The sequence below is a fragment of the Streptomyces sp. NPDC101234 genome, assembly GCF_044767525.1.
Classification (GTDB): Bacteria; Actinomycetota; Actinomycetes; order Streptomycetales; family Streptomycetaceae; genus Streptomyces; species Streptomyces sasae.
On the sequence record NZ_JBIWOA010000007.1, the window covers coordinates 156,648 to 182,908 of the forward strand.

21 protein-coding genes are annotated in these 26,261 nt (G+C 72.2%); 8 read left to right on the top strand and 13 right to left on the bottom strand.

Annotation, left to right across the window (positions count from 1 at the left end; all coding sequences use genetic code 11):
• Positions 1-116: 116 nt before the first annotated feature.
• On the bottom strand, positions 117-563 hold the full coding sequence (locus tag ACIRR9_RS15305) for a hypothetical protein (protein ID WP_403751385.1): 447 nt from the start codon (positions 561-563) through the stop codon (positions 117-119).
• Positions 564-765: 202 nt separating this feature from the next.
• Here ACIRR9_RS15305 and ACIRR9_RS15310 point away from each other — a divergent pair, with 202 nt between their 5' ends.
• A complete protein-coding gene (locus ACIRR9_RS15310; RefSeq protein WP_403751387.1) occupies positions 766-2,682 on the top strand; it encodes a galactose oxidase-like domain-containing protein in 1,917 nt (638 codons plus the stop codon).
• A 44-nt stretch (positions 2,683-2,726) separates the two neighbouring features.
• Positions 2,727-5,021 carry a Dyp-type peroxidase gene (locus ACIRR9_RS15315; protein WP_403751389.1) on the top strand — a complete coding sequence of 765 codons (2,295 nt, stop codon included), beginning with the start codon at positions 2,727-2,729 and terminating at the stop codon, positions 5,019-5,021.
• A gap of 42 nt (positions 5,022-5,063) precedes the next feature.
• Here ACIRR9_RS15315 and ACIRR9_RS15320 read toward each other — a convergent pair whose 3' ends face one another.
• Positions 5,064-5,954, bottom strand: a complete 891-nt coding sequence (locus tag ACIRR9_RS15320) for an alpha/beta fold hydrolase (RefSeq protein WP_403751391.1) — start codon at positions 5,952-5,954, stop codon at positions 5,064-5,066.
• Positions 5,955-6,011: 57 nt separating this feature from the next.
• On the opposite strand from ACIRR9_RS15320, the gene ACIRR9_RS15325 reads away from it, so the two are divergent.
• Positions 6,012-8,003, top strand: a complete 1,992-nt coding sequence (locus ACIRR9_RS15325; RefSeq protein ID WP_403751393.1) for a BTAD domain-containing putative transcriptional regulator — start codon at positions 6,012-6,014, stop codon at positions 8,001-8,003.
• A gap of 118 nt (positions 8,004-8,121) precedes the next feature.
• Here the strand turns inward: ACIRR9_RS15325 and ACIRR9_RS15330 are convergent, their stop codons facing one another.
• Genes ACIRR9_RS15330 through ACIRR9_RS15345 form a run of 4 tightly spaced genes read right to left on the bottom strand, consistent with a single transcriptional unit; the run spans position 8,122 to position 12,409 of the window.
• Complete coding sequence (locus tag ACIRR9_RS15330; protein WP_403751395.1) at positions 8,122-8,988, bottom strand: sugar phosphate isomerase/epimerase family protein; 867 nt, start codon at positions 8,986-8,988, stop codon at positions 8,122-8,124.
• Positions 8,985-10,001, bottom strand: coding sequence for a Gfo/Idh/MocA family oxidoreductase (locus tag ACIRR9_RS15335; protein ID WP_403751397.1), 1,017 nt, complete (start codon positions 9,999-10,001; stop codon positions 8,985-8,987). The genes ACIRR9_RS15330 and ACIRR9_RS15335 overlap by 4 nt, the downstream gene beginning before the upstream one ends.
• Before the next feature lie 22 nt (positions 10,002-10,023).
• Positions 10,024-11,448, bottom strand: coding sequence for a sugar porter family MFS transporter (locus ACIRR9_RS15340; RefSeq protein WP_403751399.1), 1,425 nt, complete (start codon positions 11,446-11,448; stop codon positions 10,024-10,026).
• 10 nt (positions 11,449-11,458) lie between these two features.
• Entirely contained in the window at positions 11,459-12,409 is a 951-nt protein-coding gene (locus ACIRR9_RS15345; protein WP_403751401.1) for a TIM barrel protein, read from the bottom strand.
• A 220-nt stretch (positions 12,410-12,629) separates the two neighbouring features.
• Between ACIRR9_RS15345 and ACIRR9_RS15350 the strand changes: the two genes are divergently transcribed.
• Positions 12,630-13,643, top strand: coding sequence for a LacI family DNA-binding transcriptional regulator (locus ACIRR9_RS15350; protein WP_403751403.1), 1,014 nt, complete (start codon positions 12,630-12,632; stop codon positions 13,641-13,643).
• 14 nt (positions 13,644-13,657) lie between these two features.
• Here the strand turns inward: ACIRR9_RS15350 and ACIRR9_RS15355 are convergent, their stop codons facing one another.
• Positions 13,658-14,662: a substrate-binding domain-containing protein gene (locus tag ACIRR9_RS15355; protein ID WP_403751405.1), complete on the bottom strand. Its 1,005-nt coding sequence runs from the start codon at positions 14,660-14,662 to the stop codon at positions 13,658-13,660.
• Positions 14,663-15,039: 377 nt separating this feature from the next.
• Here ACIRR9_RS15355 and ACIRR9_RS15360 point away from each other — a divergent pair, with 377 nt between their 5' ends.
• Genes ACIRR9_RS15360 through ACIRR9_RS15370 form a run of 3 tightly spaced genes read left to right on the top strand, consistent with a single transcriptional unit; the run spans position 15,040 to position 17,254 of the window.
• The gene (locus tag ACIRR9_RS15360; protein WP_403751407.1) at positions 15,040-16,161 is read left to right on the top strand and encodes a CapA family protein; all 1,122 of its coding nucleotides are present in this window, start codon (positions 15,040-15,042) and stop codon (positions 16,159-16,161) included.
• A gap of 59 nt (positions 16,162-16,220) precedes the next feature.
• The gene (locus ACIRR9_RS15365; protein ID WP_403751409.1) at positions 16,221-17,063 is read left to right on the top strand and encodes a helix-turn-helix domain-containing protein; all 843 of its coding nucleotides are present in this window, start codon (positions 16,221-16,223) and stop codon (positions 17,061-17,063) included.
• Positions 17,045-17,254, top strand: coding sequence for a DUF397 domain-containing protein (locus ACIRR9_RS15370; RefSeq protein ID WP_403751411.1), 210 nt, complete (start codon positions 17,045-17,047; stop codon positions 17,252-17,254). The genes ACIRR9_RS15365 and ACIRR9_RS15370 overlap by 19 nt, the downstream gene beginning before the upstream one ends.
• Positions 17,255-17,272: 18 nt before the next feature.
• Here the strand turns inward: ACIRR9_RS15370 and ACIRR9_RS15375 are convergent, their stop codons facing one another.
• The 5 genes from ACIRR9_RS15375 to ACIRR9_RS15395 form a co-directional block, all read right to left on the bottom strand.
• On the bottom strand, positions 17,273-18,526 hold the full coding sequence (locus ACIRR9_RS15375; protein WP_403751413.1) for an ABC transporter substrate-binding protein: 1,254 nt from the start codon (positions 18,524-18,526) through the stop codon (positions 17,273-17,275).
• Positions 18,523-19,551, bottom strand: coding sequence for a hypothetical protein (locus ACIRR9_RS15380; protein ID WP_403751415.1), 1,029 nt, complete (start codon positions 19,549-19,551; stop codon positions 18,523-18,525). The genes ACIRR9_RS15375 and ACIRR9_RS15380 overlap by 4 nt, the downstream gene beginning before the upstream one ends.
• Positions 19,548-20,936 carry a hypothetical protein gene (locus ACIRR9_RS15385; RefSeq protein WP_403751417.1) on the bottom strand — a complete coding sequence of 463 codons (1,389 nt, stop codon included), beginning with the start codon at positions 20,934-20,936 and terminating at the stop codon, positions 19,548-19,550. Before ACIRR9_RS15385 ends, ACIRR9_RS15380 begins: the two co-directional genes overlap by 4 nt.
• A 264-nt stretch (positions 20,937-21,200) precedes the next feature.
• Positions 21,201-23,549, bottom strand: a complete 2,349-nt coding sequence (locus tag ACIRR9_RS15390; RefSeq protein ID WP_403751419.1) for a tetratricopeptide repeat protein — start codon at positions 23,547-23,549, stop codon at positions 21,201-21,203.
• A 37-nt stretch (positions 23,550-23,586) separates the two neighbouring features.
• Positions 23,587-24,918 carry a serine protease gene (locus ACIRR9_RS15395; RefSeq protein WP_403751421.1) on the bottom strand — a complete coding sequence of 444 codons (1,332 nt, stop codon included), beginning with the start codon at positions 24,916-24,918 and terminating at the stop codon, positions 23,587-23,589.
• Positions 24,919-25,009: 91 nt separating this feature from the next.
• Here ACIRR9_RS15395 and ACIRR9_RS15400 point away from each other — a divergent pair, with 91 nt between their 5' ends.
• A complete protein-coding gene (locus ACIRR9_RS15400) occupies positions 25,010-25,330 on the top strand; it encodes a trypco2 family protein (protein ID WP_403252454.1) in 321 nt (106 codons plus the stop codon).
• 111 nt (positions 25,331-25,441) lie between these two features.
• Here ACIRR9_RS15400 and ACIRR9_RS15405 read toward each other — a convergent pair whose 3' ends face one another.
• Positions 25,442-26,245: a hypothetical protein gene (locus tag ACIRR9_RS15405; protein ID WP_403751423.1), complete on the bottom strand. Its 804-nt coding sequence runs from the start codon at positions 26,243-26,245 to the stop codon at positions 25,442-25,444.
• Between the last annotated feature and the right edge of the window lie 16 nt (positions 26,246-26,261).

Below are 26,261 nucleotides of genomic sequence, written 5' to 3' on the forward strand. Positions count from 1 at the left end.
CGTTTCTCCCCCCCCCCCCCTCCCCTCCACACCCCCCGGGCCCGGGGCCCCCCCCCCCCCCCGCGCGCCCCCCCCCCCCGGGGGGGCCGGGCCGCTCGGGCATGCTGCCGGGGTGCTCAGGCGCCGTGCGACATCGTGTCGTCCGAGCACACCAGATGGATGGTCAGGTCGGCGGGTCCGGGCTCGTGCATCCCGGGCCCGCCGTCCCGCGAGCTCTTCCGCCGGGCCAGGTCCTTGTGCACGGCGACGATCCAGCCGGTGGCGTTGTCGTTGGGGCGGTCCACGAGGACGTCGGTCGGCTCCGGGCCGAGCCGGGTGCCGCGCGGGGCGGTGATCTCGAAGCCGCCGCTGTAGACGTGCTGCATCGCCGGGCAGAACACCTGGTGCGGCCTGCCGTCGGCGCCGCCGCGGATGAGTTCACCGGCGATGTGCTGGGGCGGCTGCGGCGGGTCGCTCGCGGCGACGGCCGGGGCGGTGGCGGCGACGCCGAACAGGGAGGCGACCAGGGACGCGACCAGGGCGGCACAGGTCACGGAGGTCTTTCCGGGGGTCGTTCCAGGCATGCGGTGGCTCCCAGGAGGGGCGGGGGACGGGTTTCCGACCATTGGAGACGTCACTGGCAGTAGCGATCCGGCGGACACGCAGCGTTACACCCCATCGGGGCAAAGCGGTCAATCTTTCGAGGTGGCGAACAACAGGGCGAACTTCAATCGCAACGCTGTGTGATTTACTGCTCGCGTTTCGTCGCTCTCCGTGAGGAGTTCCATGTCCCCCGTGACCCCCCTGTCCCGTAGATCCCGGCTGCCCCGTGGGCGGTGGACGTTCGCGGCAGGCTGCGCCGCGGTCGTCCTGTCCCTCACCGCCCCCGCCGTGTTCGCCCTCACCCCGGCGGCGGCACACACCGCCGATCCCCACCACCCGGGCGGTGTGCACATCACCCGTGAGCAGCTCGCCAAGGAGGTCCGCCCCGAGGAGGTCAAGGCCCTCGGGCAGGCCCGCGCGGAGGCACTGGCCCGGGACCGGATCGGGCTGCGCGCGGTCGACGCCGGATATCCGCAGCCGCTTCGGACGCGCATGCTGAACGAGCACACCACCTCGCAGGCCGAGGCGAACAAGGCCTTCACGCCGAGCCAGTCGGGCGCGTTCAACCAGTACTTCTCCAGCCCCGACTACGGCGACCACGTGGCGCTGCTGCCCACCGGCAAGGTGCTGCTGTTCTCCTTCGAGGCCGTCGAGACCAGCCCCAACAAGGAGACCGCGCCCACCGAGGTCATCGGCAGCGCCAACGCGGGCCGCGCCTACCTCTGGGACCCGGCCAAGGGCTACGGCAAGGACGCCTTCACCAAGGTGACCCCGCCCGTGGTCCCCATCGACGACGGCCTGAACGAGGACCGGCCCGCGCCCGTCTTCTGCGCCGGGCACGCCTATCTGCCCAACGGCATGGTCGGTGTCTTCGGCGGCAACCTCGGCGGCAACCACGGCACCGGCGCCCACCTCGCCCTGGTCTTCGACCCCTGGAAGGAGACCTGGTACCGCGAGCAGGACATGGCCGAGGGCCGCTGGTACCCCTCGGTCGTCACCGGCTCCGACGGCCGGCAGTTCATCACCTCCGGCCACGGGGACATCGGCTGGGGCAAGCTCTCCAAGTCGATCGAGCAGTTCCCGGCCAACGGCAAGGACGTGGCGTACGACCCCGCGACCACGCCCCAGGGGCAGTCGCTGGAGAAGTGGCAGTCGACCAAGGCCGACTACTCGACCGACTACCCGCACCTGTTCTCCCTGCGGGACGGGAGGATCTACGGCTTCGGACGGAACTTCGACGAGCAGTTCGTCTTCGACACGGACGCCAGGACCGAGCAGCCGCTGCGCAGCCGCCCGGACGGCGGCATGCGCAACTACGGCTCCGCGGTGGCCCTGCCCAACACCGCCCCCGGCGCCGGCCCCGACTCGGTGCTGATCCTCGGCGGCGACCGCAACAACCCGAAGACCTACAAGTTCTCGAACGGCACCTGGAGCGAGGACACCTCGCGCGCCTTCGGCCGTACCCAGGACGACACGCTGATCCTCCCCGACGGCCGGCTCCTCACCGTCAACGGCGGCTTCGACATCCGCGACTACGGCAACGGCCAGTACAACCCCAACACCGACGACAAGTGGCGCAACACCGAGATCCGCGGTGCCGACGGCGCCTGGCGGACCGGCCCCCAGCAGCGGCTGCCGCGCGGCTACCACTCCAACGCCGTCCTGCTGCCCGACGGCCGCATCATGATCACCGGCGACGAGCTCCAGGAGATCGCCAACAACCCCGACATCAAGTCCGGGATGAACGGCAGCATCGAGATCTACGAGCCGCCGTACCTGCACCAGGGCGGTACCCGGCCCGACCTGGCCCATGTGCCGCGCGGCCCGGTGGGCTACGGCGCCACCTTCGACGTCGACTCGTTTACGCCGGACGACATCGACAAGGCCGTGCTGATGGCGCCCATCACCTCCACCCACTCGGTGGACACCAGCCAGCGCCGCATCCAGCTCGACATCACCAGGCGGGCCGGCAACACGCTGCGGCTACGGGCCCCGCAGACCGCCAAGGACGCTCCTCCCGGCTACTACCTGCTCTTCCTCCTCGACGACCGGGGCGTGCCCAGCAAGGCCCAGTGGGTGCGGCTCACCCCCAACGCCTGACCGCGCCCTCGCCGTCCCCGTCCCCACCTCACCGAGGGAGATCCATGGCAACCCCCGTATCGCTGCGCGACAGCACCGAGATCCAGGGCGACGTCCTCGCCGGGTTCAGGAAGGACAACGTCACGCTGCTCTTCCTCCGGTTCGGCGATGCCGCCGCCGCCCGGAGCTGGCTGAAGGACCTGGTGCCGCGGCTGGCCACGACCCAGCAGGTCGCCGCGTTCAACACCAAGTTCAGCGAGGCCCGCCACAACTCGATGGGAGCCGACCCGGCCAACCTGAAGGCCACCTGGGTGGGCCTCAGCCTCACCTATCCGGGGCTGGCGCACCTCACCGGCAAGACGGACCTGCTGCCCGAGAACCAGGGCCGCGGCACGATCGGCGCCTTCGTGCAGGGCGCCGCCTTCCGCGCGGACGTCCTGGGCGACGTCGACCGGAACGAACCCGCCCGCTGGCTGTTCGGCGCCGCGCAGAACCAGGTCACGCACGCCGTGCTCACCGTCGCCTCCGACACCGAGAGCGGTCTCGGCGAGGAGCTGGGCCGTCAGCAGGACGCCGTCTCCCGGGCCGGGATCAGCATCGCCCACGTCCAGCCCGGCAACGTCCTGCCCGGAACCCGCAAGGGCCGGGAGCACTTCGGCTTCAAGGACGGCGTCAGCGAACCGAACGTGGCGGGCATCGAGGAGACGCCCGAGCCCGGCGCCCGGCTCATCTCCGCCGACCTCTTCGTCCTCGGCGCCACCGGCTCCGCCCTGCCCAAGGGCGTGCCCGAGTGGATGCGCAACGGCTCCTTCCAGGTCGTGCGGCGGCTCGGCCAGGACGTGCCCGGCTGGTGGGCGCAGGTCGCCACCGAGCTGCAGCGGCTCAAGGACGCCGGAGTGGTGGGGCCCAGGACGACGAGCGAGTGGCTCGCCGCCCGGCTGGTGGGCCGCTGGCGGTGCGGTGCCTCGGTCCACAACCACCCGGACCTCGCCCAGGACCCCGACACCGATCCGGACAACGTCATCAGCTACAAGGACGACCCCGACGGTGTCATCACCCCCCTCTTCTCCCATCTGCGCAAGACCAACCCGCGCGACGGGCTCATCGACCAGGAACCGATCGAGGAGGAGGTCCTCGACCCGCGCCGCATCATCCGCCGCGGCATCCCCTACGGCGCACCGTTCGACCCCGCCTCCTCGAAGGGCGGGCCCGACGAACCGCGCGGCCTGGTGTTCATCTGCTACCAGGCCGACCTGGTCCGGCAGTTCGAGTTCATGCAGCGCAACTGGGTCAACACCCCGAACTTCCCGCCCGACCGGGAACCCATGCCCGGCCCGGACCCGATGATCGCCGGAGCCCTGACGGAGATCGGGAGCGGCGACGTCGCGTTCGCGACGAAGACCAACGGCAAGGCCGAGACCACCACACTGCACTTCAAGCCCTTCGTGAACACCGAGGGCTCCCTCTACGCCTTCACCCCCTCGCTCACCACCCTGCGCAACCTCGGCGAGGGCCGCCTGGACGGCACTCCGGTGACCGGCGGCCAGACCACGGCCCCCCAGCCCATCGGGGACCAGCAGCCCCCGGTCCAGCCCGGCCCCATCGACGAGATCCTGCCCTGGCCGGACGTGGCGGACCGGTACTGGGTCTTCTCCGGCCGTACGGTCCGGGTCGTCGGCGTCGGCACGGACGAGGCCGGGCAGCTGACCACCGGTTCGGACGCCGCCACCGCCCTCGCCATCGGCACCGGCGCCGACCTCGGCACCTGGCCGGCGCTGGCCGGAGTGGAACGGGTCGACGCCATCTGGCCCGTCCCCGACGAACAGGACCTCAACGGCGAGAGCAGCTACTGGCTCTTCCACACCGTGAACGGCACCCAGGTCTACCGGCGCATCAACATCGCCCACAACGCCCGCCACACCACCCGCAAGGTCGGCGACGACCGGCCGCTGACCAACTGGAAGTCCTTCGGCGGCAGTGTCCGCGTCACCCACGTCGACGCGGTCCTGCCGGTGCCCGACATGCAGCACATGGACGGCAAGTCCCAGTACTGGCTCTACCACACCACCCCGCAGGGCCAGCGCTACCGTCTTGTGTCGGTCACCGAGGACACCAACCACACGGACATCCTCGACCGGGACGACCGTGATCTCGGCCGGTGGCGGTCGCTGGACGGCGTCACCAAGGTGGACGCCTTCCAGTTCGTCCCCGGCAAGTTCCGCAGCGGCGGCACGACCCTGTGCTGGGTCCAGCACGACGGCGGCCGGTACCGGCTCGTCTCGATCGCCGACGGCTTCGGCCACCAGGACGACAAGGTCCGCGACTCCCGCCCGAACTCCCCGTGGTTCAGGCGCAGTTGATGCCCATGTAGGTCGGGGTCCCGGCGCCGGGACCCCGACCGGTCAGCGGGCGAGTGCCTTCCTGATCGCGTCGGTGACCTCGTCCGGTGCCTCCTCGGCCATGAAGTGCCCGCAGTCCACCGTGCGGTGCTCAAGGTCCGGTGCCCAGGCCCGCCACACCGCGGCCGCGTCGTAGCCGAGGGCGGCACCCCAGTCCTGCTGGAGCACGGTGACCGGCATGCCCAGGACCCGCCCGGCGGCCCGGTCGGCCAGGTCGTGCTCGACGTCGACACCGGCCGAGGCGCGGTAGTCGGCCACGATCGAGGGCACCGCCTCCCGGCAGGCCGCGAGATAGACGGCGCGGACGGCGGCGGGGATCGCGGCCGGGTCCCGCGACCACAGGTCGAGGAAGTGCCCGAAGAACAGCTCCGGGGCCGCACCGATCAACTGCTCCGGCAGCCCTGGGGGTTGGGCCATCAGATACAGATGGAAGGCCACGGCGGCCGAGGCACCGTGCAGCACCTCCCACATGTCCACGGTGGGCAGTACGTCCAGCAGCGCCAGGTGGGTGACGGCGTCCGGGTGGTCGAGCCCGGCCCGGAAGGCGACCAGGGCGCCCCGGTCGTGCCCGGCCAGCGCGAAGCGCTCATGGCCGAGGGCCCGGGCGAGCGCCACGACGTCCGCGGCCATCGTCCGCTTCGAGTACGACGACCCGTCCGCGTCGGCCGGCTTGTCACTGGCGCCGTAACCGCGCAGGTCGGGGCAGATCACGGTGTGGTCGGCGGCCAGACCGGCGGCCACGTGCCGCCACATCAGGTGGGTCTGGGGGAAGCCGTGGAGGAGGACGACCGGGCTGCCGGTGCCGCCCACGGCCGTGTGCAGGGAGACACCGTCCGCGACCGGGACGCGGCGCTGCTGGAAACCGGGGATGTCCATGTGCTTCATGTGCTTCATGCGCCGAGACTCCCGTGCCCGGATCAGCAGCCGATCAGCAGCACGTACGGTGGGCGGGTGAGCAAGGACGAGGTCGTCTTCGGGGTCCTCGGGCCGGTCACGGCGGAGCGCGCCGGAGTCCCGCTCGCCCTGAAGGGTCCCCGGCACCGCGCGGTGCTGGCCCGGCTGATCGTCGCCCGCAGACGGGTCGTGCCGGTCGCCCGCCTGGTCGCCGACCTCTGGGACGAGCCACCGCCCACCGCCCTCGGCGCGGTCCGCACCTTCGTGGGGGACCTGCGCCGCGCCCTCGAACCCGACCGCCCGCCCCGCACCCCGGCCCGGCTGCTGGTCACCGACGGCCCCGGCTACGCCCTGCGCACGGATGCGGTGGACGCCCGTCGGTTCGAGAAGGCAGTGGAGACGGCCGCGACGGAGGAGCCCGCGCAGGCCGCGCTGTCGTTGCGTACGGCGCTGGAGCTGTGGCGGGGGCCCGCCTACGCCGAGTTCGCCGACGAGGAGTGGGCCGGTGCCGAGCGGGCCCGGCTCGCCGAGCTGCGGCTGCGGGCGGTGGAGCAGCGGGCCGAGGCGTTGCTCGCCGGGGGCCGGGCGGCCGAGGCGGTGCCCGATCTGGATGCCCACCTCACCGGGCATCCATGGCGCGAGGAGGCCTGGCGGCTGCTCGCACTCGCCCTGTACCGCACCGGCCGCCAGGGCGACGCCCTCGCGGTGCTGCGCCGGGCCCGAACCACCCTCGCCGACCAGCTGGGCCTCGACCCCGGCCCGGCCCTGCGCCGGCTGGAGGCCGGCATCCTCGCGCAGGACCCCGCCCTGGACGCGGAAGAACCGGCAGCCACGGCGGCCGCCCGGGTGTGGTCCAGGGCGACCGAGGCGTACGACCGTACGGTGGCCGCCGGTGCCCGGGCCCGCCTGGAATCCACCGTCGGCCTGCTGCGGACCCTCGCGGTGACCGGCTCCGGCGGGCTGGCCGCGGCCCGTGAACACCGGCTCGCGGCGATCACGGCGGCCGAGGACTTCGGCGACCCGGAACTGACGGCGCGGGTGATCGGCGCGTACGACGTCCCCGCGATCTGGACCCGGTCCGACGACCCGGTGGGCGCCCACCGGATCGTCGAAGCCGCCGAACGGGCCCTGGCCAGGCTCCCCGCGACCCCGGCCCAGGACGCGGCCCGCTGCCGGCTGCTCGCCACGATCGCCCTGGAGTCACGCGGCACCGGGTCGGCCCGTGCCGCGGAAGCGGCCGCTGCTGCGGAGCACCTCGCCCGCCGCCTCGACGACCCGGCGCTGCTCGCCTTCGCCCTCAACGGCGTCTTCATGCAGTCCTGCACCCGGCCCGGACTCGCCCCGCGCCGCGACGCCATCGGCACCGAACTGATCGCCCTGTCCGACCGGCACGGCCTGGTCACCTACGAGGTGCTCGGCCACCTGATCCGAGTCCAGGCACGCGCCGCCCTGGCCGACTTCACGACGGCCGACGAACACGCGGCGGCGGCCGACCGGCTGGCGGCCCGTCATGAACTACCGCTGGTCCGGGTGTTCACGACGGGATACCGGGCGGTGCGGCTGGCGGCGGAGGGGGAGGCAAGGCCGCCCCTTGCGAGCGGGGCAGTCGAAGACGCCTACCGCGAGGTCGACCGACTGCTGGACGGGCCGGGGATGCCCGGGGTGCGCGACGGGCTGCTTCCCCTCGCGCTGCTCTGCCTCCGCCTCGCGGGGCGGCCGTACGGCATCCGGGAGGCCGTCGGTCCCGGCGCCGCCTGGGGGCCGTACCTCCCCTGGGTCCGGCCCGCGCTCGCCCTCGCCGCCGACGACGAAAGGGCAGCCCGCGAAGCACTCCGCGGACTGCCCGAGCCCCCTGTCGACCTCGTGCAGGAGGCGCTGTGGTGTGTCGTGGCGGCCGCCGCCCTCGATCTCGACGACCGCCCGACGCTCCGCCGCTGCCAGGAAGCGCTACGCCCGGCCGTCGGCCAACTCGCCGGCGCGGGCAGCGGATTACTGACGGCAGGCCCGATCGATGCCTGGCTGGCGGCGATTGCAGAGGCCCTCCGCTGACCAGCGCCCCGAGGGGCGCGGGGCCGTATTCATGTGCGGCTACCGCCGCGTGGGCGCGACCGGCCACGACGGCGCCGCAGCCGAACAACAACACCCCCCGGCACCCCCAGCGGAGCGCCTACGCCGTGAGCTCCTTCTTGATGCGGTCCAGCATGAACGCCGAGGATTCGTGTGCCCGCTCTTCCCAGGCGAAGACACAGGCGGTCGCGACGCCGTCGAAGTTCAGGTCGCGCAGGGTGCCGAAGAAGGCGTCCCAGTCGACCTCGCCCTGGCCGATGTCCAGGTGCTGGTGGATCCGGGCCGTGGTGCCGGGCGGGTTGAGGATGTAGCGCAGCCCGCTGGAGCCCTTGTGGTTGAAGGAGTCCGCGATGTGCACGTGCTGCAGCTTGTCACCGGCGTAGCGCATCATCGCCGCGATGTCGGCCCTGGGGTCGGCACCGGAGAGGTGGAAGGAGTGCGGGGCGCAGTACAGGTAGTTCACCCACGGCTTGTTGATCGCGCGGACCAGGTCCACCGCGGGGGCGTTCTCCTCGCAGAAGTCGTCCGGGTGCGCCTCCAGGTTGAGGGCGATGCCCTCGCGCTCGAAGAGCGGGAGGAGTTCTTCGAGGGAGCGCCAGAAGGCCGCTTCGCTCTCCGCCGCGTGCTCGGGACGCCCGTTGAACTCGCTGTTCATCAGCGGGCATTCGAGGTCCGCCGTGATCTCGATCATCCGCTTCCAGTAGCGGACGGCCGCCTGCCGCTCCGTCTCGTCCGGCGACGACCACTTGTACAGCGGCAGCACCGAGGACAGCTTCACACCGTGCGTGCGCAGGGAGTTCTTCAGCTCCGCGATCCGCTCGTCGTCCGCACGCGGGTGCAGGAAGAACGGCATGAAGTCGTCGCGCGGCGACAACTCGATGTACTCGTAGTCGAGTTCGGCCACCGTGCGCACCATGTCGTCGATCGGCAGGGCACGGAACATGTACGGGTCGAGGGCGATCTTCATGCGGTGCCTCCGTAGAAGGCCGGGCGGGGCTTGATGTCGGTGGCGACGACGCCGCCCGACTGCAGGGCGTCGACGGTCGCGGCGGTGATGACGGTGGCGGCGTAGCCGTCCCAGGCCGAGGGGCCGGTGGGCTCGTTGCCGGCCGCGAGGCCCGCGATCCACTCGCGGAACTCGGTGTCGAAGGCGTCGCGGAAGCGGCCCACCCAGTCGATGAGGACCTCGGTGCTGTGCTGACCTGCGGTGCGGACGCCGACCGCGGCCGGGTCGGGGAGCCGGACCAGGCCCTCCTCGCCGACGGTCTCGCACTGGATGTCGTAGCCGTACTGGCAGTTGACGAAGACCTCCAGGTCGATCCGGACGCCCTTGGCGGTCTCGAAGAGGATGATCTGCGGATCCTTGAGGTGGGCGAACCGCTTGCTGGTGGCGCGCGGGGTGATCACCTGGGTGGAGACGATCTCGTCGTCGAGCAGCCAGCGCAGCACGTCGACCTCGTGCACCGCCGTGTCCAGCGAGGCCATCTCGGAGGTGTAGGACTCCGGGACGGTCGGGTTGCGGTGGGCGCAGTGCACGATCAGCGGTTCACCGATCGTCCCGGAGTCGATGACCTGCTTCAGCCGGCGGTAGCCGGCGTCGTAGCGGCGCATGAAGCCGACCTGGACCAGCCGGCGGCCGTGCGCCTGCTCGGCCTCGACGATGCGCAGGCAGTCCTCGGCGGTGGTGGCCAGCGGCTTCTCGCAGAAGACCGGCTTCCCGGCGGCGATCGCGTTCAGCACGTGCTCGGCGTGGGTGGGGCCCCAGGAGGTGACGAGGACGGCGTCGACGTCGTCCGCGGCGACCACGGCCGCGCCGTCGGGCAGCACCCGGGCACCGACCGGCTCGGCGGCCTCGGCGGCACGGACCGGGTCGATGTCGGTGACCGCGGTCACCTGGGCGCCGGTGACGGTGTGGGTGAGGCGCTGGATGTGCTCTTTGCCGATCCAGCCGGCGCCGATGACGCCGATACGTACGGTCATGGTCGTATGTCCTTCGAAGAGGTCAGGAGAAGCGCGCGCGGAGCTCGGCTTCGAGGGTTTCGAGGGTGCGGCCCTTGGTCTCGGGGACGTAGAGCTTCACGAAGGCGAGCGAGAAGATCCCCGCCACGACGAACAGGAAGAACGTGTCGGAGATCCCGATCGCGGAGACCAGCGACGGGAAGACCAGCCCGATCACGAAGTTGGTCAGCCACAGCACCACGGCCGCGATGCCCATCCCGAAGCCGCGCATCCGCATCGGGAAGATCTCGGACAGCATCAGCCAGGTCACCGGGGAGATCGCGCCCTGCTGGAAGGCGAGGAAGGTGACGGTCATGGCGAGCACGGCGTAGGCCCGGCCGTCGCCGGCGGGCAGCACGAGGGAGAACACCCCGATGAACAGGAGCGCCAGCGTGGTGCCGATCTGGCCGGTCATCAGCATGGGGCGGCGGTTGGCGCGGCCGAGCAGCCAGATGCCGACGAAGGTGGCCAGCACCGAGATCACACCGTTGGCGATGTTCGCGGTCAGCGCGGTGTCCGAGGCGAAACCGGCGTCCGAGAGGATCTGGGTGCCGTAGTACATGATCGTGTTCACGCCGGTGATCTGCTGCACGATCGCGATGCCGAAGCCCACGAACATCAGCTTGCGCAGCCACGGCGTGGACCGCATGTCCTGCCAGCCGCCGAGCTTCTCCTGCTCCTCCTTGACGGCGAGCGCGGACACCTCGGCCAGCTCGGCCTCGGCGCGCTGCCGGGAGCGGACCTGCTTCAGGACTTCCAGTGCCTCGTTGAAACGGGTCTGGGAGGCCAGCCAGCGCGGGCTCTCCGGCATGACCAGCATGCCGAACCACAGCACCACCGCCGGGATGGTGGCGATCACCAGCATCCAGCGCCAGATGCCGCCGGACTCGCTGCCCACGTTGGCGATGACCGCGTTGGAGGTGAAGGCCAGCAGCTGGCCGCTGACGATCATCAGCTCGTTGCGGGTGACCAGCGCACCGCGCCGCTCGGCGGGGGAGATCTCCGCGAGGTAGACCGGCACGGTGACCGAGGCGCCACCGACCGCGAGGCCGAGCACGAAGCGGGCCACGATCATGACCGCGGTGGTCGGGGCGAGGGTGGCGCCGAGGGCGCCGACGAAGAACAGCACCGCGAGAGTGAGGATCGTACGGCGGCGGCCCCGCGCGTCCGACAGCCGGCCGCCGGCCACCGCGCCGAGCGCGGCACCCAGCAGCAGCGAGCTGGTGACCATGCCCTCGGTGACCGCGTTCAGCCCGAGGTCCTTGCTCATGTAGGGCAGGGCACCGTTGATGACACCGGTGTCGTAGCCGAAGAGCAGTCCGCCGAAGGTGGCGATGATCGTGATGATGCGCAGCCGCCGGGAGACCGCCGTGGCGGGCTGGTCGGTGACGGGGGCGGTGGCCTGGAGCGTGTCGTCCCTGACGTTCATCGGCCGCCTCCTACCGGTTCGGGTTCGGGCGACGGGTACCGGACAGGCCGTGGCCGTTCAGGTACTCACGCGTGCTGGTGGCGATGGGCAGCGGCACCTCGGGGGCGCACGGGTACAGGTCCTGCTCGACGATCACGAACAGCTCGGCGTCGAGCTTCGCCAGCTCGGCCACCACGTCGGCGGGGTTCGGCACACCGGCCGGCGGCGACACGCACACGCCCCGCTTCACGGCCTCGCCGAAACCGAGGTCCTCGGCCGCGACCTGGGCCAGGATCTCCGGGTCCATCTGCTTGATGTGCACATAGCCGACACGCTCGCCGAAGCGGCGGATCAGGTCGACGTTGTCACCACCGCCGTAGGCGACGTGTCCGGTGTCCAGACACAGGTTCGTGTACCGGCCGTCGGACTCGTTGAGCAGCCGCTCGATCTCCGGCTGGGTCTGGATGTGGCTGTCCGCGTGCGGGTGGACGACGAGGCGGACGTCGTACTCGTCGAGGAGGAGTCTGCCCAGCCGGTCGGCGGCCTTGCCGAAGCCCGCCCACTGCTCGGCGGTCAGCTCGGGCGACTCGGTGAACGCGCCGGTCTTCTCGTCCCGGTACATGGGCGGGATGAGGACCAGGTGGTGGGCGCCCGCGGCCCGGGTCAGCGTGGCGACCTGGCGGACGTGGGCGAGCATCTCGTCCCAGGCCTCGGGGCGGTGCAGCGCGCCGAACGCGGTGCCGCCGGAGACCTTGAGCCCACGGGCGTCGAGCTCCTCCTTCAGCACCTTCGGGTCGGTGGGCAGATAGCCGTAGGGCCCGAGCTCGAACCACTCGTAGCCGGCCTGATTCAGCTCGTCGAGGAAGCGGGTGTACGGGACCTGGTGCTCGTCCTCCGGGAACCAGACGCCCCAGGAGTCGGGGGCGGAGCCGAGGCACAGGTTGCCGACGGTGGTGCGGAGGGGGGATGGCGCCGTTGCCATGGCGTGTCCTTCGGGGAGAGGGGGACGGGGAGGGCTGTCGCCAGCTGGCTGCTGCGCTCTACTAGCGCGCTCTAGTGCGAGTACGATGACCCCTGTCCGAATGTCATGTCAATACCTTGTTGCCGGGGGATTTCCTGGAGGCTCCGGGGGCAGGCCCTAGGCTGGGCTCCGTCGAAGGGTGGGTGCACAGGTGGATGCAGCGGGCAGGCAGCGGCCGACGATGGCCGACGTCGCCGACAGGGCGGGGGTCTCCCGGGCGCTGGTGTCGATCGTGTTCCGCAACCAGCCGGGCGCGAGCCAGGAGACGCGCGAGCGGGTGCTGCGGGTCGCCGACGAGATCGGCTACCGCCCCGACAGCGCGGCCCGGCTGCTGGCCCGCGGCCGCAGCCGCACCCTCGGTGTGATGTTCACCGTCCACCAGACCTTCCACACCGACCTGATCGAGGGCATCTACCCGGAGGCCGAGCGGCTCGGCTACGACGTGCTGCTCTCCGCCGCCTCCCGCGGCCGCAGCGAGGAGAAGGCGGTCGAGGCCCTGCTCGGCCACCGCTGCGAGGCGCTGATCCTGCTCGGCCCGGACGCGGAGCCCGCCTACCTCGACGGCCTCGGCCAGCGGGCCGTCACCGTGTCGGTCAGCCGGCGGGTGCCACGGGCCCGGGTCGACTTCGTGCACAGCGCCGAGAGCAAGGGCGTCCGGCAGGCCATGGACTACCTGGTCGAGCTCGGGCACCGCAGGATCGTGCACATCGACGGCGGCGGGGGTCCCGGGTCGGCCGAGCGGCGGCGCTCCTACCGGGCCGCGATGCGCCGGCACGGACTGGAGACGGAGATCCGGGTGATACCCGGTGAGCACACCGAGCAGTCCGGCATCGAGACCGGACGGCTGCTGCTGGCGGAACGCGACCGCGGGCTGCCCCTGCCCACGGCGGTGCTGGCGGGCAACGACCGTTGCGCGATGGGCGTGTTGATGGCCATGACGCGCGGTGGCGTCGAGGTCCCGCGGGACCTCTCCGTGGTCGGCTTCGACGACAGTCATCTCTCCCACCTCATGCCGGTCGGCCTCACGACGGTGCGTCAGGACGCGGGGCTGATGGCCGAGTACGCGGTGCGGTTCGCCGTGGAGCGGCTGGAGAACCCCGAACTGGAGCCGCGCGAGGCGGTGCTGGACCCGAAACTGGTGGTACGGGGCACAAGCGGGCCGCCCCCCGCAGGGGACGGCCCGAGTGCCCGGTGAGTGCTGACTGACCGTCAGCGGGTGCCGTTGGCGGCGAACTTGGCGATCGTGTCGGCGTTGTCCTTGGTGACGAACGCGGGACCGGTCAGGACGGGGGCCGCGCCGCCGCCGCTGTAGTTGCCGTTGTTCTTGTAGAGCCACAGGGCGTCGACGGCGAGGTAGCCCTGGAGGTAGGGCTGCTGGTCGACCGCGAACTCGACCGAGCCGTTCTGGACGGCGGACACCAGGTCCTTGTTGAGGTCGAAGGTGGCGACCTTGGCCTTGCTGCCGGCGTCCTTGACGGACTGGATGGCGGTCAGGGCGATCGGGGCGCCGAGGGTGACGACCTGGTCGATCGAGGAGTCCTGCTGGAGCTTGGCGGTGATGGTGGACTTGACCGAGGGCATGTCGGTGCCGTTGACGTAGATCTTGTCGGTCTTGCCCTTGAAGCCCTTGGCCAGACCCGCGCAGCGGGCTTCGAGGGCGACCTGGCCCTGGGCCTGCACGACGCAGAGGGCGTGCTTGGCGCCGAGCTGGTTGAGGCGCTCGCCGAAGGCCTGGCCCGCGATGTTCTCGTCCTGGCCGAAGTACTCGAGCATGCCGAGCTTCTTCCAGGCGTCCACACCGGAGTTGAAGCCGACGACGGGGATGCCGGCGGCCTCGGCCTTGGCCGTGACGGCCTTCAGGGCGTCGGGCGTGGCGGCGGTCAGGGCGATGCCGTCGACCTTCTGGTCGATCGCGTTCTGCACCAGGTTGGCCTGGTTGGGGCCGCTGGGGTCGGCCGAGTAGACCAGCTTGATGTTGTCCTTGGCGGCGGCCGCGGCCGCGCCCTTGCGGATCAGGTCCCAGAAGGTGTCGCCGGGCTGGGCGTGGGTGATCATGGCCACCGTCATGCGGGGCGTGGACGCCTTGCCGGCGGACGCGGCCGCGCCGCTGTTCTCGGACTTCTTGCCGCCCGAGCTGCTGGAGCAGCCCGTGGCGAGCAGGGCGCCCACGAGAACGGTGGCGGCCATTGCGGCGGCTCGGTGGTTTCTGTGCATGTCCCTTGCACCTCGCTGTGCGGTCTGGATCGGCTCTGGGGAGCGGAACGAGCTGGAAATGACGGGGAGGAGAAGCAGGTGGTCCGGCGCCGGGTGTGACGGTCGACTGGTCATGGAATGACAGTCGCCCTCGCCGCGGCGCGAGCGGTGGACCGCCGGCGGTGGGGGGCAGGGGCACCGGTGGCCGACCGGGTGCCTCGCACTGGCGGGGATGGAGCTCCGTGCCGACGGCCAAGGGGTGCGACCGTCGACGGCTGTGCAGGTGCTAGAGCGCTTTATTAGCGCGCTCTAGTGACTCGTACTATGGGGTCGCCCTCAGGGGATGTCAATCACTTTGTCATGACGTTCCAACAAAGGTGTGTACGTAGTCTGGAGGCATGGGCGACGGCACGGTGACGCTGTTCCTGTGCGGGGATGTGATGCTCGGGCGCGGTGTCGACCAGATCCTCGCGAGCCCCGGTGATCCGGCCCTTCGGGAGGACTACGGCGGGGACGCCCGGTCCTACGTCCGCCTCGCGGAATCCGCGGGCGGCCCGATCCCCGCTCCCGTCGCCCCGTCCTGGCCATGGGGTGAGGCGCTGCGGCTCCTGGAGGAGACCGCGCCGGACGCGAGAGTCCTGAACCTGGAGACATCGGTGACGTGCAGCGACGCGTTCGCCCCGGGGAAGGCGGTCCACTACCGCATGCACCCGGACAACCTGCCCGCACTCACGGTGGCCCGGCCCGACGTCTGCGTCCTGGCCAACAACCACGTGCTCGACTTCGGCCGCTCCGGTCTGGCGGAGACGCTCGACTCGATGGACCGCGCGGGACTGCGTACGGCGGGCGCCGGACGCGACGCCGCGCAGGCGTACGCGCCCGCCGCGGTCCCCCTCCGCGACGGCCGCCGCCTGCTGGTCTTCGCCCTCGGGGCGGGATCCAGCGGCATCCCCGCCGACTGGGCGGCGGTCGAGCACCGGTCCGGTGTCGCCTACGTCCCCGAACTCTCGGCCTCCTCGGCGGCGGAGGCGGTCACGGCCGTGCGCCGGGCGCGGGGCGCCGGTGACCTGGTGGTCGTGTCCGTGCACTGGGGCTCCAACTGGGGCTACCTCGTCCCCCGGAGCCAGGTCCGCTTCGCGCACGCCCTCGTGGACGGCGGCGCGGACGTCGTCCACGGGCACTCCTGTCACCACCCCCGCGCCGTCGAGGTGTACCGGGACCGGCTGATCCTCTACGGCTGCGGAGACTTCATCGACGACTACGAGGGCATCACCGGCTACGAGGAGTACCGCGACGACCTCCGTCTCGCCCACCTCGTCACGCTGGCCGCGGACACGGGCCGGCTCGTCGGCCTGCGGATGGTGCCGTTCCAGGTCCGGCGGCTGCGACTGGAGCCCGCCCCGGCCGAGGACCGCGGCTGGCTGCGCCACACCCTCGACCGGATCAGCCACGGCGTCGACATCACCCTGGACCCCGACGGCGCCCTGACCCTGGGTGCGTCCGCGGATTCGGCGCCGTGACCTCACGCGGTGGATTACGCTGCGTAGTGGGGTCGTTACGGAAGCGTAGGGGAGTCATCATGCCGCAACGGCGAGTCGTCACGGGCCGCAGCCAGGAGCCGCGTCAGCGGTTCGCGGAGGAGCTGCGGGAGTTGCGGGCGCAGAAGGGGATCAGCCTGCGGCAGCTCGGTGAACGGCTGGGCTGGGACTGTTCCCTGTTCGGGAAGATGGAGAAGGGGGAGACGCTGGGAGGTCCCGAAGTCGTCCAGGCGCTGGACGACTATTACGGGACGCCGGGGCTGTTGCTGGCGCTGTGGGAGCTGGCGCGGGCGGACAAGACGCAGTTCCGCGAGCAGTACCGGGAGTACATGGCTCTGGAGGACATGGCGGTCGGCCTGTGCCACTTCGCGGTGAGCGTGCTGCCGGGGCTGTTGCAGACGCCGGGGTATGCGCGGGAACTCCTGGCAGTGGGTGGCCTCAAGGGCGAGGAGCTGGAGCAGCAGGTCGAGGCGCGCATGGGGCGGCGGGAGTTGTTGGAGGGGGAGGGGGCGCCGTCGTTCCGGACGATTCTCTCGGAGGCCGTTCTGCAGACGCCGCTGCGAGCCGCGGGGGAGTGGGGTGCCCAACTGGAACACCTCCTGGAGATGGCGGAGCGTGAGAACGTGACCGTCCATGTGCTGCCGAACAGTGCGGGCCTGCATGCCCTGATGGGCTTCGACCTCTGGTACCTGCTGCTGCCGGACGGCCGGACGGTGGCCTACACGGAGAACGGCTACAGGGGTGAACTGATCGAGGAATCCACACCAGTTGTGCGCTTGCAGAAGGCATACGATTCAGTACGCGACCTGGCGTTGTCCCCAGTCGAGTCGCGGAAGTACATTCTGCGCAGGTTGGAGGAGGTACCTTGCGAATCGTCGACCTGAACGCTGCTTCGTGGCGCAAGAGCACTTACAGCAACCAGGACGGTGGCGCGTGCGTCGAGGTGTCCGACGACTTCGCCGCCGTCGTCCCCGTTCGCGACAGCAAGAACCCGTACGGTCCCGCGATCGTGTTCCCGGCCGAGGGATGGTCGGCGTTCGTCTCCGCCGTGAAGGGCGGGGAGTTGAGCGCGTAGGCGGCGCCGTACAACTCCTCACCGCGTACTGCACACCGTCCTCGGCGCCGCCTTGCTGTGGGGGCCCTGGGCGTTCTGCACCCGTTGCACGTCCTGGAGGAGGCCCGGGATGTCGGGACTCTGGTGGGCGGCGACCCTCGCGATGGTCTCCAGGACGGCCCCGTAGAACGCGTCCCGTACGGCGGGTGCCATGACGTCCGAGGCGTCCAGGCAGCGCGGGCCCGTGCGGAGCCGCTCGGAGATCTCGCGTTCGATCAGGCCGTCCTCCGATGTCACCTGGCGGTTCGCCGAGAAGACGCCCAGGTGGGCCCACTTCTGCTGGCCCTCCTTGGAGGCCAGTTTCCGGATCAGCGTCTTGGCCTGAGGGCTGTCGCTGAACAACGCCGCGAAGTCACCGGTGACCTCGTGGGCCCGGACCGGGCCGCCGCCGGGCAGCAGCGGGGCAGAGTCCATCAGGCGCGCCTGCGGTGCGTCGGACGCGTAGAAGGAGCGGGCGAAGGAGCCCTGGTGCTCCAGCCTGCACCCGCCCCAGCCGTCGAACAGCAGCCCGTGGCCGCCCGAGGCGCCGCGATGGTCGGTGAGCAGGGCATGTCTGGCCGCGGTCCGGTCCTCCCCGAGCAGCTTGGCCCACGCCTCCCAGGCGGAGCGCACCGGAGTGCTCCGCCACCACCGGGTCGGGCCCGAGTCCAGTGCCCACTTCTCGTAGACGGCCGGGCCCGACCGTTGCAGCACGAGGTCCTCGATCCAGTCCGTGCCGGGCCAGCCGGAGGCACCGTCGTCCCCCATGCCGATGCACCAACTCCGCAGCGACGCGGGCGATTCGGGCGGCTTCTCGCCCTGCCGGTACCAGACGATGCTCTTCAGGTCCGCCTTGACCGGGACCCAGTACACATGCGAGGAGTTGGTGCCGGTCGCGTTCCACGGGGCGCCGTACTGCGCCGGGTCGTAGAGTCTGTCCAGCGGTTTGAGGCGGTTCTGGTCGGCGTACTCGGCGAGTTCGCCGATGCCCGGCATGATCACGATGTCCGGCGGCTCTCCCGACTGCACCTTGGAGAGCAGCACCTCGCGCTGGGCCGCGGTGCCCTGGTACTGGAAGGGGATGCCGAAGCCTCGCAACAGGCTCTCGAACTGGGTCTCCTGGGCCCCGGTCCAGGTGCCGAGGATGGTCACCGGCTCCCCGTCGTCGTGCCGCGCCCAGGCCGCCACCATGCCGCCGGCGGCGATCAGCGCCATGACCACGAGGACGACGAACACCTTGAACCGCCGGGTCACCGCCGCCTCCAGTAGTCGCTGTCGAGCCGGAGACCGAGCCCCAGCGCGGGCAGTACGACGACCAGCAGACCGCCGACGACGGTGGCCCGGTACACCCGGTCGGTCCAGGCGTCGTCGGCCAGCTGCTGCCGGACCTCCTCCGACAACTCCGTGACGCGTTGCTGCGCCGTGTCCAGTTCCGCGCTGGTCCGCCCGGACGTCTCGGTGATCTGCTGCAGGTCCCCGAGCGCCCCGTCGAGGTCGTGCTCGGTGGCGGACGTCGTCAGCAGTGGGAACACCGCCAGCAGCACGGTGAGGACGAGGGCCGCGAGCAGGTACGGGTTCCAGTCCCGGCCGCAGCGGTCACGCAGCACGAACAGCGCCGAGAGCAGGGTCAGCGCCACGGCGGCCAGGGCGAGTTCGGCGAACCACCACCCCGCCCGCTGCCAGCGGCCCATGGCGGCCGTGGCCCTGGCGTGCCCCATCTGGGTCCTCTGCAGGTCGTCCAGGCGAGGAGCGAGCCCCACCTTGGGGCGGGTGAGCAGCGAGTGCGCCTCGTCGAGCTTCTGCTCCCGCATCAGCGGCTGGTCGTAGTAGATGGACGTGCCGAGGTTGAGCGAGGTGCTGTAGGTGTTCAGCAGACCCATGACGGTGCCGAGGTCCTGGTCGGTGCGGTCGGCGATCCGGGACAGGCCCTGGTCGGCGGCGGAGAGCTGGGAGCGGTAGGTCTCGCCCGAGCCCGCGACGTCGACCAGATGCATCCGCACCAGGGTGTGGGCCTCCTGGTCGGCGCGGAGCGCCGCCAGCCGGGTGCCGGCGAGCCCCTGCACGGCCGGTGCCTCGCGGGTGGCGAGGGCCTCCGCGCCGTGCTGGGTCTGCCGGTACGAGAGGAACAGCGCGGTCGAGGCGACGGCCGCGCACAGCAACAGCACCAGCAGATGCGTCTCCAGCAGCCGGCGGGTCCGCCAGGGCGTCAGCCGCCGGCGCCAGAAGGCGGCGGGGGAGTACCGCCGCAAGGAGGCGGAGGCGATGCGTACGGTCGTCACAGCAGCTTCTCCCCGCAGATGATGCAGTGGCGGGCCTCGCTCCCGGCCCGGCGGCCGCAGTTGCCGCAGCGCGGGCCCGGCGGTGCGTCGACGCCGTCGGGCGGGAGCGCGCCGGGACGGGACCCGGCGCGCAGGATCATCGGGCCGAGGGTGCCGGCGTCGACGGCGCGCAGCCGGATCCGGCCCTCGGCCGCGTCCTCGATGTCGGCGACCGTACGGATCTCGTCCAGCACCCAGCCCGTGCCGAACCGCGCCGCGAGCCGGGCGGCCAGCCCCAGCCGGTCCTCGGCGGTGTCCCGCCGCTGCTCCTGGAGCGCGGCGAGCCCCTCGCGCAGGGCGCCGCGCATCCGGGCGGTGGCGTTGAGGCTGCGCACACTGCCGGCGCCCTCCCGGGCGGGCGGCGCGGACTGGTCGGGGAGATGCCAGCGGGCCACGACGGGCGCGTGGACCTCACCGATGGAGACCATGGCGAACTGCAGCTCCGTCTCCAGCGGGTCGTCGTCGGCGTCCGCGACCAGGGTCAGCAGATAGTCGCGTCGGCCCTGCTCCCACTGGTAGGTGGGAAAGCTCCAGCGGTGCGGCCGGCCCGGCTGCGGCAGCCCGCCGAGGCGGTGCGGCCGGGGCGCCTTCTCGCTGAGCGAGACCTGGCGCACCGAGGGCCGCAGGGTCACCTCGATCGGCAGCTGGGGCGTGTGCACCCGGCGCAGCCGCGCGATCGCGTCGGTGATCGCCCGGCCGAGGCCGTCGTCCACGAACTGGGCGGTGCCGTGCAGCCGTTCGGCGAGGGTGAGCAGCGGGTCGGGGGTCCAGTCGGCGCCCACCGCGAACACATCGCAGGTGAACTGCCCGGCGCAGACGTCCAGTTCCTCCTCCAGCCGGGTCTCCCCGGCCGCGCTGCTGCCGTCGGTGATCAGCACCAGATGCTGCACGGACACCGGCCGGCCGGCCAGCAGGGCGCGCGCCCCGGCCGCCCAGGCGGCGTACCCGGCCGGACGCGGACCGTCCCGGTGCAGCGGGAGCGCGCCCGCGCCGAAGGCGGCCCGGCGCCGCTGGTACTGGTCGGCGACGGCCCACTCGTCGTCGCCGCGCGGATAGCAGCGGACCGGCTCGGGCCCGCTGCCCAGCACCGCGAAGGAGATCCGGTCCGGCAGCGCGCGCAACGCGGCCGGCAGGGCGTGCCGGACGACGGCCCGGTTGGTCTCGGCGACGTCCACCGCGATGATCACGGCGAGTTCGACCGCGGGCAGATCGGTGGGGGCGCCGTCGGCGGCCACGTCGACCTGGAGATGGGCCTCGATCTTCGCGCTGCGGTGCGGGCGCAGATCGCCGTCGAGATCGACGTGCAGTCGGATGCCCGGCTGCGGCGGCCGGGTGTGGCTGCTCATGTCCTACGTCACCGCTCCTTCCCTGCGTCGCCTGCGCACCGCGTGGCGGGTGCCGTTCGGTCGGTCGCGCCGGGTGCCGTTCGTGCATCGGTCGGTCGTGTGTGGTGCCGTTCGTGTGTCGTGCGGCCGTTCGTGTGCGGTGCCGTTCGTGGGGTGTGTCGTTGTTCGGTGGTGCCCGGTGCCGTTGCGGTCGGAAACCCGTGCTGCTGTGCGGTCGGGTATCCGTCGTGCTGTGCCGTGCGTGGTCTGTTGCGTGCCGTGCGGTCAGATCAGGGTCTGCGGTCGTACCGCGTGCAGGAGGTCCACGAGGTGTTCGTGGGTGGCGGCCGACTCCCGATGGCGGGCGGCCAGTTGCCGGTAGAGCGACTCCAGCCGCAGGCGCAGCTCGCGCTCCGGCGCGGTCAGGTGTCTGAGGCGGCGGGCGTCGAGCCGGCCGGTGCCCCCGCCCGCGGGGCCGGCCCGGTCGTTGAGGCGGTGCAGCGCGTCCAGTTTCCATTCGTGCAGCTCGGTACGGAGGCGCAGCGCCTCGTCCTCGGACAGGCTCGGCTCGCCCGCGCCCGGCCCGCGGCCGACCAGGCCCGGCAGCTCGGCCAGCGCCGCGTCGACCTCGGCGGGTGCGGCGAGCGAAGCGAGATGGGGGTCCCCCCGGACGAAGTCCGGGGGAGGATCGACGTCCCCGGGCAGCCGGGCCGCGCGGATGCGCAGGGAGGCGATGCGGGCGACGGTGTGGTCCAGGGTGCCGGGCCCCACCCGGCCCAGCACGTCGAGGGCCGCCCGCCGGTCGCCCGCGCGCAGCGCGAGCCTGGCCAGGCCCAGGGCGGCGCCGCCGTGCGCGGGGTTGCGGGCGAACACCGCCTCGTACAGCTCCTTGGCGGTGGGCCCGGCTGCCGCGTCGCCGAGCCGCTCCCCGCAGTAGGCGAGGGCCAGCTTCGGGGCGTACTCGCCGGGGAGTTCGAGGTGGACCTGCATGAAGTGGGTCCTGGCCTCGGCGACCTGCTGCGGGTTGTCGTCGAGGCCGGCGCTGCGCAGCGCGAGCAGGGCGCGGTGCCACTCCAGCCGCCACCGGCGCACCGCGGACGGCCCGGGGATGGAGTCGGCGGTGTCCAGCTCCGCCTGGGCCAGCTCCAGGTCGTCGCTCGTGTTCCGGTCCAGCAGGACCCGCACGTTGTGCAGACAGATCTCCACCGAGCGCGGCTTCTCGTCCTCCTGGTCGAGGAGCTGCCCGGGGTCGTAGCCGCTGCTCACCTCGAACCGCGCGGTCTGCGGGTCGCCCGGATACCGCCGCGGCACCGGCAGACAGCCGGCGATCTCGGTGGGGGTGGGGGCACCGAGGTCGAGGGCCGGGGCCAGCGGCGGCTCGTAGCGGTCGCGGCGGGGCCTCTCCAGCCAGTGCCCGATCCCCGGTACCGTGCCGAGCCGGGCGCCGAGCAGCTGCGGGGACGGCCGGAAGTAGTCGGAGGGCTCGGGCGGATCGCTCTTGCCCCGCAGGGCACGGATCTCCCGCAGCGCGCCCCGTAGTTGGCCGGCCATCTCGCGGGCGTCGGTGAACCGCCGCCCGGGGTCGTCCCGGACGGCGCGCTCGACGACCCGCCGGAAGGAGTCGGCGCCGAGGCCGGGCACCTCGTCGACGGCCCAGCCGGCGAGTTCCCGCAGGGTGACACCGACGGTGTGCAGGTCGTGGGCGACCGTGGGCAGACCCGAGAACGCGGTCTCGGGCGCCATGTACTCGGGGGTGACATGGGCGGGCGGCAGACTCTGCCCCTCCTCGCGCATCCCGCCGAGGTCGATGACCTTGACGCCGTTCCCGTGGTGCACGACGTTCGAGGGCTTCATGTCGCCGTAGACGAAGACCCGTTCGCCGCCGGCGTGCAGATGGACGAGGGCCTCCAGGATCTGGCAGCCGTACGCCGCGACATGCTCGATGTCGAGGACCGACGCCCCCCGCCGGGTCTCCTCGACGACCTTCGCGAGGGTGCCGTCGCCGACGTCGTCCATGACGATGTAGCCGCCGGTGATCTCCCCGGTGCCGTCGCGCCGGGCGACGAAGTCACGGATCTGGACGATACGGGGGTGGCGGATGGCGACCAGGTTGCGGCGCTCGACGTCGGCGAGCCGGGCGCCATCGTGCTCGTACCGGTTGAGCAGCCCCTTGACGGCGACGACATCCCCGAGATGGGTGTCCTCGGCGAGATAGACCCAGCCCTGGCCGCCGTGCGCGATCGGTCCCATGATCCGGTACTGGTCGCGCAGCAGCTCGTCCTCGGTGAGTTCGGGCTCGTACGAGTAACGCTCCCCGCAGGCCGGGCAGTAGCCCTTGATGGGCACCGCGCCCACGGTGTACGGCGGGGCGAAGGTGGTGCCGCAGTCGGCGGCCGAGCAGCCCATCCGGATGCGCAGCGGCGCCTCGGGACGGATGAGGCGGGCCTCGGCGGGGCGCGGGGCACGCTCGGGCAGCGCGAGGAGGTCCCGGGGGCCGAGGTCCCGTGGGTCCTCGGGCAGGGCGGGCAGTCCCGGCTGCCCTTCCGCACGGCCGCACAGGTCGCACCAGCCGGTGGGCAGCACGGTGCCCTCGCAGGGTGATCCGTCGAAGCTCCGGTGCGGGCAGGCGGTCATCCTCCCGACCGCCCCCTTTCCCGCCCGGCGCACCGCGTCACCGGCCCTCCTGGCGGTCCAGGTCGGTGCGCAGGGTCCTGAGCAGCGCACGCAGCGCGGCGAGTTGCCGCTGCGGGTCCCGCATCCCGTCGATCCGGCGGCGTTCGGCCCGGCGCAGGTCGGCCGTCTCGGTCACGGAGCTCAGGGAGGCGCTGTCGACGACATCGCGGCGGATCGCGTTGCCGAACTCGGCGACCTCCAGACGGCCGATCAGCGCGTCCGCATGGCTGAGCAGCGCGGGCCGCAGGAGGTCGTCCCGGGCCGCGGTCCAGCCGGTGCCGCCCTCACGCCGGAAGACCAGCAGCAGCCGGAACCCCAACTCCCGTAATCGGTCGAGGAGTTCGATCAGAGGGCGCGGCTGGGCTTCCTCGTCGAGGCCGTCGACGACGACCGTGACGGGCCGTGCGGGCCGTACCGGCGCGAGACCGGGCGCCTGTGCGGGCCGCCGTCCGGTGCCGAGCAGCCAGTCCCAGTAGGCGAGGTACTCACCCACCGGGAAGGAGCCCTTGCCCAGCGCGTGGTCGGCCAGGTGCGGCCTGCTGTCGCCGCCGCGGTGCACGACGTCGGCGCGGTGCAGCAGATGGCGCAGCGAGCGGTCCCTGCCGCTGCCCGGCGGCACCACGGTGATCTTCACCGGGTCCTCGTCGGGGTCCTCGAACCACCGCGTCAGCCGCTCCTCGAAGCCGTGGTCCCAGGCGTCCGGACTGCTCAACTCCTGCACAACCGGGGAGAGTTCCGCGATGCGCTCGACGGGCACCAGATACGAGAAGGCGAGCCGGTTGTCCTCGGGCAGCAGCTCACCCAGGTCGCCGCGCCAGCTCACGACGAGACCGACCACACGGGCGGGCCGGCCCTCCTGCGGCCGGGTGCACACGGCGGCGCCGCTGAAGCCGGCGCGCACCACCTCCGCCCGTGTGACGGCGTCGAGTTGCACCCGCTCGCCGCTGGCGCCGCCGATCCGGCCCCACAGGCTCATCCCGTCGTCGAAGCCCTCCGCGTACCCGGTCGCGTACACCTCCGTACCGGCCCGGAGCCGGGCCTCCAGCCGGGCGGGGCGGGCCTGCGGGCGCGGGCTGTCCAGCCGTAACACGGCGACGTCCTCGCCGTGTTCACCGTCCCGCAGCCAGCCGCCGGGCTCGACCCGTGCGGCGACCGGTGCGAGCGCGCCGTTCTCGGCGAACTCCAGCCACATCACGGCGTCCGGGTGGCGCACCACGTGCGCACAGGTCAGCGCCGTCCGCTGGTCCACGAGTACACCGGCCCCGCAGACGGGGCCGTGCGCGTTCTCGCGTCGCAGCCTGAGTCTCCAGTCCGCACGCAGTTCCCCCATGCTGTCTCACACTACGCGCGGGGCATGCTGCGTCCCTAGACTTGTGACCAGGTTGGATCGGTCAATCAACGGAATCCGGCGGTGTGTTGACATGGGGGATCCGGAACCGATCGGTCTCGCGGAGGCCATCGGCACGGTGCGTGCGGAGCTGGTCCGAGCCCAGGCCGAAGGCGCCGACAGCGACTGGCGGTTCAGCGTGGAGCAGGTCAGCCTGGAGTTCTCGGTCCAGTTCCACCGGGCCGGCGAGGGCGGGGCGGGCTTGCGCCTGGGCGTGGTCGAGGCCCGCCTCGGCGGCTCGGTGAGCCACGACTCCACGCACCGCATCCAGGTCGACCTCAAGCCGCTACCCCGCCCTGACGGCCGCCACCACGAGGTGAGCCGCGAGGACGACGACCCGCTGGCACGGGGCTGACAGGCTCTCCGGTTGGCGGTTGGCGGTTGGCGGTTGGCGGTTGGCGGTTGGCGGCCGGTGGCCCCGGGCACGGCCCCGGACCCGGCCCCGGCCTCGGACCCGGGTACGCGGTCACGGCTGGGGTGTTGTCAGTGCTGTGAGGAGGCCTTCGGCCAGGCGGCGGACCGTGGGGGCGTCGTCCCGTGCCGCCGTGGCGCGTACGACCGCCCGCAGTTGCGCTCCTGGATAGGCGTCGGCATAGGCCAGGCAGTCGTCGGCCGCGTACGCCGTCGCCAGCGCCTGGCCCAGCGCCTCCGCGTGGGTCTCGGCGAAGGCGCGGGCGTTCGCGCCGCTGCTGAGCCGCGCGTACTCATGGCCGTACGCGTCGGCCTCGGCCGCCGAGTAGCCGTTGGCCAGTGCGTGGTCGCGGGCGCCCGCGTGCCCCTCGGCGTAGGCTGACGCCCGGTCGTAGGCGGCCTCGTGCAGGCACAGCAGCACCGGGTGGAGGGCCGACCGCCAGGCGTCCCGGTCGACGGGCGTGCCCTGTGCCGCCGCGCGGTGCAGGGTCGCGGCCACGGTCGTGTCTGCTGAACGGTGCAGGTCCGCCGACACGGTCTTGTCTGTCGCACGGTCCGGGTCCGCCGCCACCGCCGTGTCCGTCGTCTCGGCGAGCAGCGGCAGGACCGTGTTCGCTTGCCAGACGTGCACGGCCCGCAGCCCGGCCGGTGCGCCCGCCGTGCGGAGCAGGTCGTGCAGACGGGTCGCCCAGGCGTCCGCGTCGGGCGGCGGCAGCTCCCCGTGGACGGCGGCGGCGAGCCGCCACAGCCAGGTGGGGATGCCGGTCGCCGGTGGCGGCTCGGGGGTCCGGGCCCGCAGTGCGGTGAGGAAGGTCTCCGGGGCGGCTGTGGTCGGCGCCGGGCGGGCCGCGTGCGTCATGTGCGCGTTCCCTCCG

Coding starts and splice junctions, on each gene's coding strand:
- ACIRR9_RS15405 (WP_403751423.1), bottom strand. CDS start 26,245: ATGACGCACGCGGCCCGCCCGGCGCCGACCACAGCCGCCCCGGAGACC.
- ACIRR9_RS15345 (WP_403751401.1), bottom strand. CDS start 12,409: ATGGCAACGGCGCCATCCCCCCTCCGCACCACCGTCGGCAACCTGTGC.
- ACIRR9_RS15350 (WP_403751403.1), top strand. CDS start 12,630: ATGGCCGACGTCGCCGACAGGGCGGGGGTCTCCCGGGCGCTGGTGTCG.
- ACIRR9_RS15335 (WP_403751397.1), bottom strand. CDS start 10,001: ATGACCGTACGTATCGGCGTCATCGGCGCCGGCTGGATCGGCAAAGAG.
- ACIRR9_RS15385 (WP_403751417.1), bottom strand. CDS start 20,936: ATGAGCAGCCACACCCGGCCGCCGCAGCCGGGCATCCGACTGCACGTC.
- ACIRR9_RS15330 (WP_403751395.1), bottom strand. CDS start 8,988: ATGAAGATCGCCCTCGACCCGTACATGTTCCGTGCCCTGCCGATCGAC.
- ACIRR9_RS15305 (WP_403751385.1), bottom strand. CDS start 563: ATGCCTGGAACGACCCCCGGAAAGACCTCCGTGACCTGTGCCGCCCTG.
- ACIRR9_RS15360 (WP_403751407.1), top strand. CDS start 15,040: ATGGGCGACGGCACGGTGACGCTGTTCCTGTGCGGGGATGTGATGCTC.
- ACIRR9_RS15340 (WP_403751399.1), bottom strand. CDS start 11,448: ATGAACGTCAGGGACGACACGCTCCAGGCCACCGCCCCCGTCACCGAC.
- ACIRR9_RS15365 (WP_403751409.1), top strand. CDS start 16,221: ATGCCGCAACGGCGAGTCGTCACGGGCCGCAGCCAGGAGCCGCGTCAG.
- ACIRR9_RS15355 (WP_403751405.1), bottom strand. CDS start 14,662: ATGCACAGAAACCACCGAGCCGCCGCAATGGCCGCCACCGTTCTCGTG.
- ACIRR9_RS15390 (WP_403751419.1), bottom strand. CDS start 23,549: ATGACCGCCTGCCCGCACCGGAGCTTCGACGGATCACCCTGCGAGGGC.
- ACIRR9_RS15395 (WP_403751421.1), bottom strand. CDS start 24,918: ATGGGGGAACTGCGTGCGGACTGGAGACTCAGGCTGCGACGCGAGAAC.
- ACIRR9_RS15310 (WP_403751387.1), top strand. CDS start 766: ATGTCCCCCGTGACCCCCCTGTCCCGTAGATCCCGGCTGCCCCGTGGG.
- ACIRR9_RS15400 (WP_403252454.1), top strand. CDS start 25,010: ATGGGGGATCCGGAACCGATCGGTCTCGCGGAGGCCATCGGCACGGTG.
- ACIRR9_RS15315 (WP_403751389.1), top strand. CDS start 2,727: ATGGCAACCCCCGTATCGCTGCGCGACAGCACCGAGATCCAGGGCGAC.
- ACIRR9_RS15320 (WP_403751391.1), bottom strand. CDS start 5,954: ATGAAGCACATGAAGCACATGGACATCCCCGGTTTCCAGCAGCGCCGC.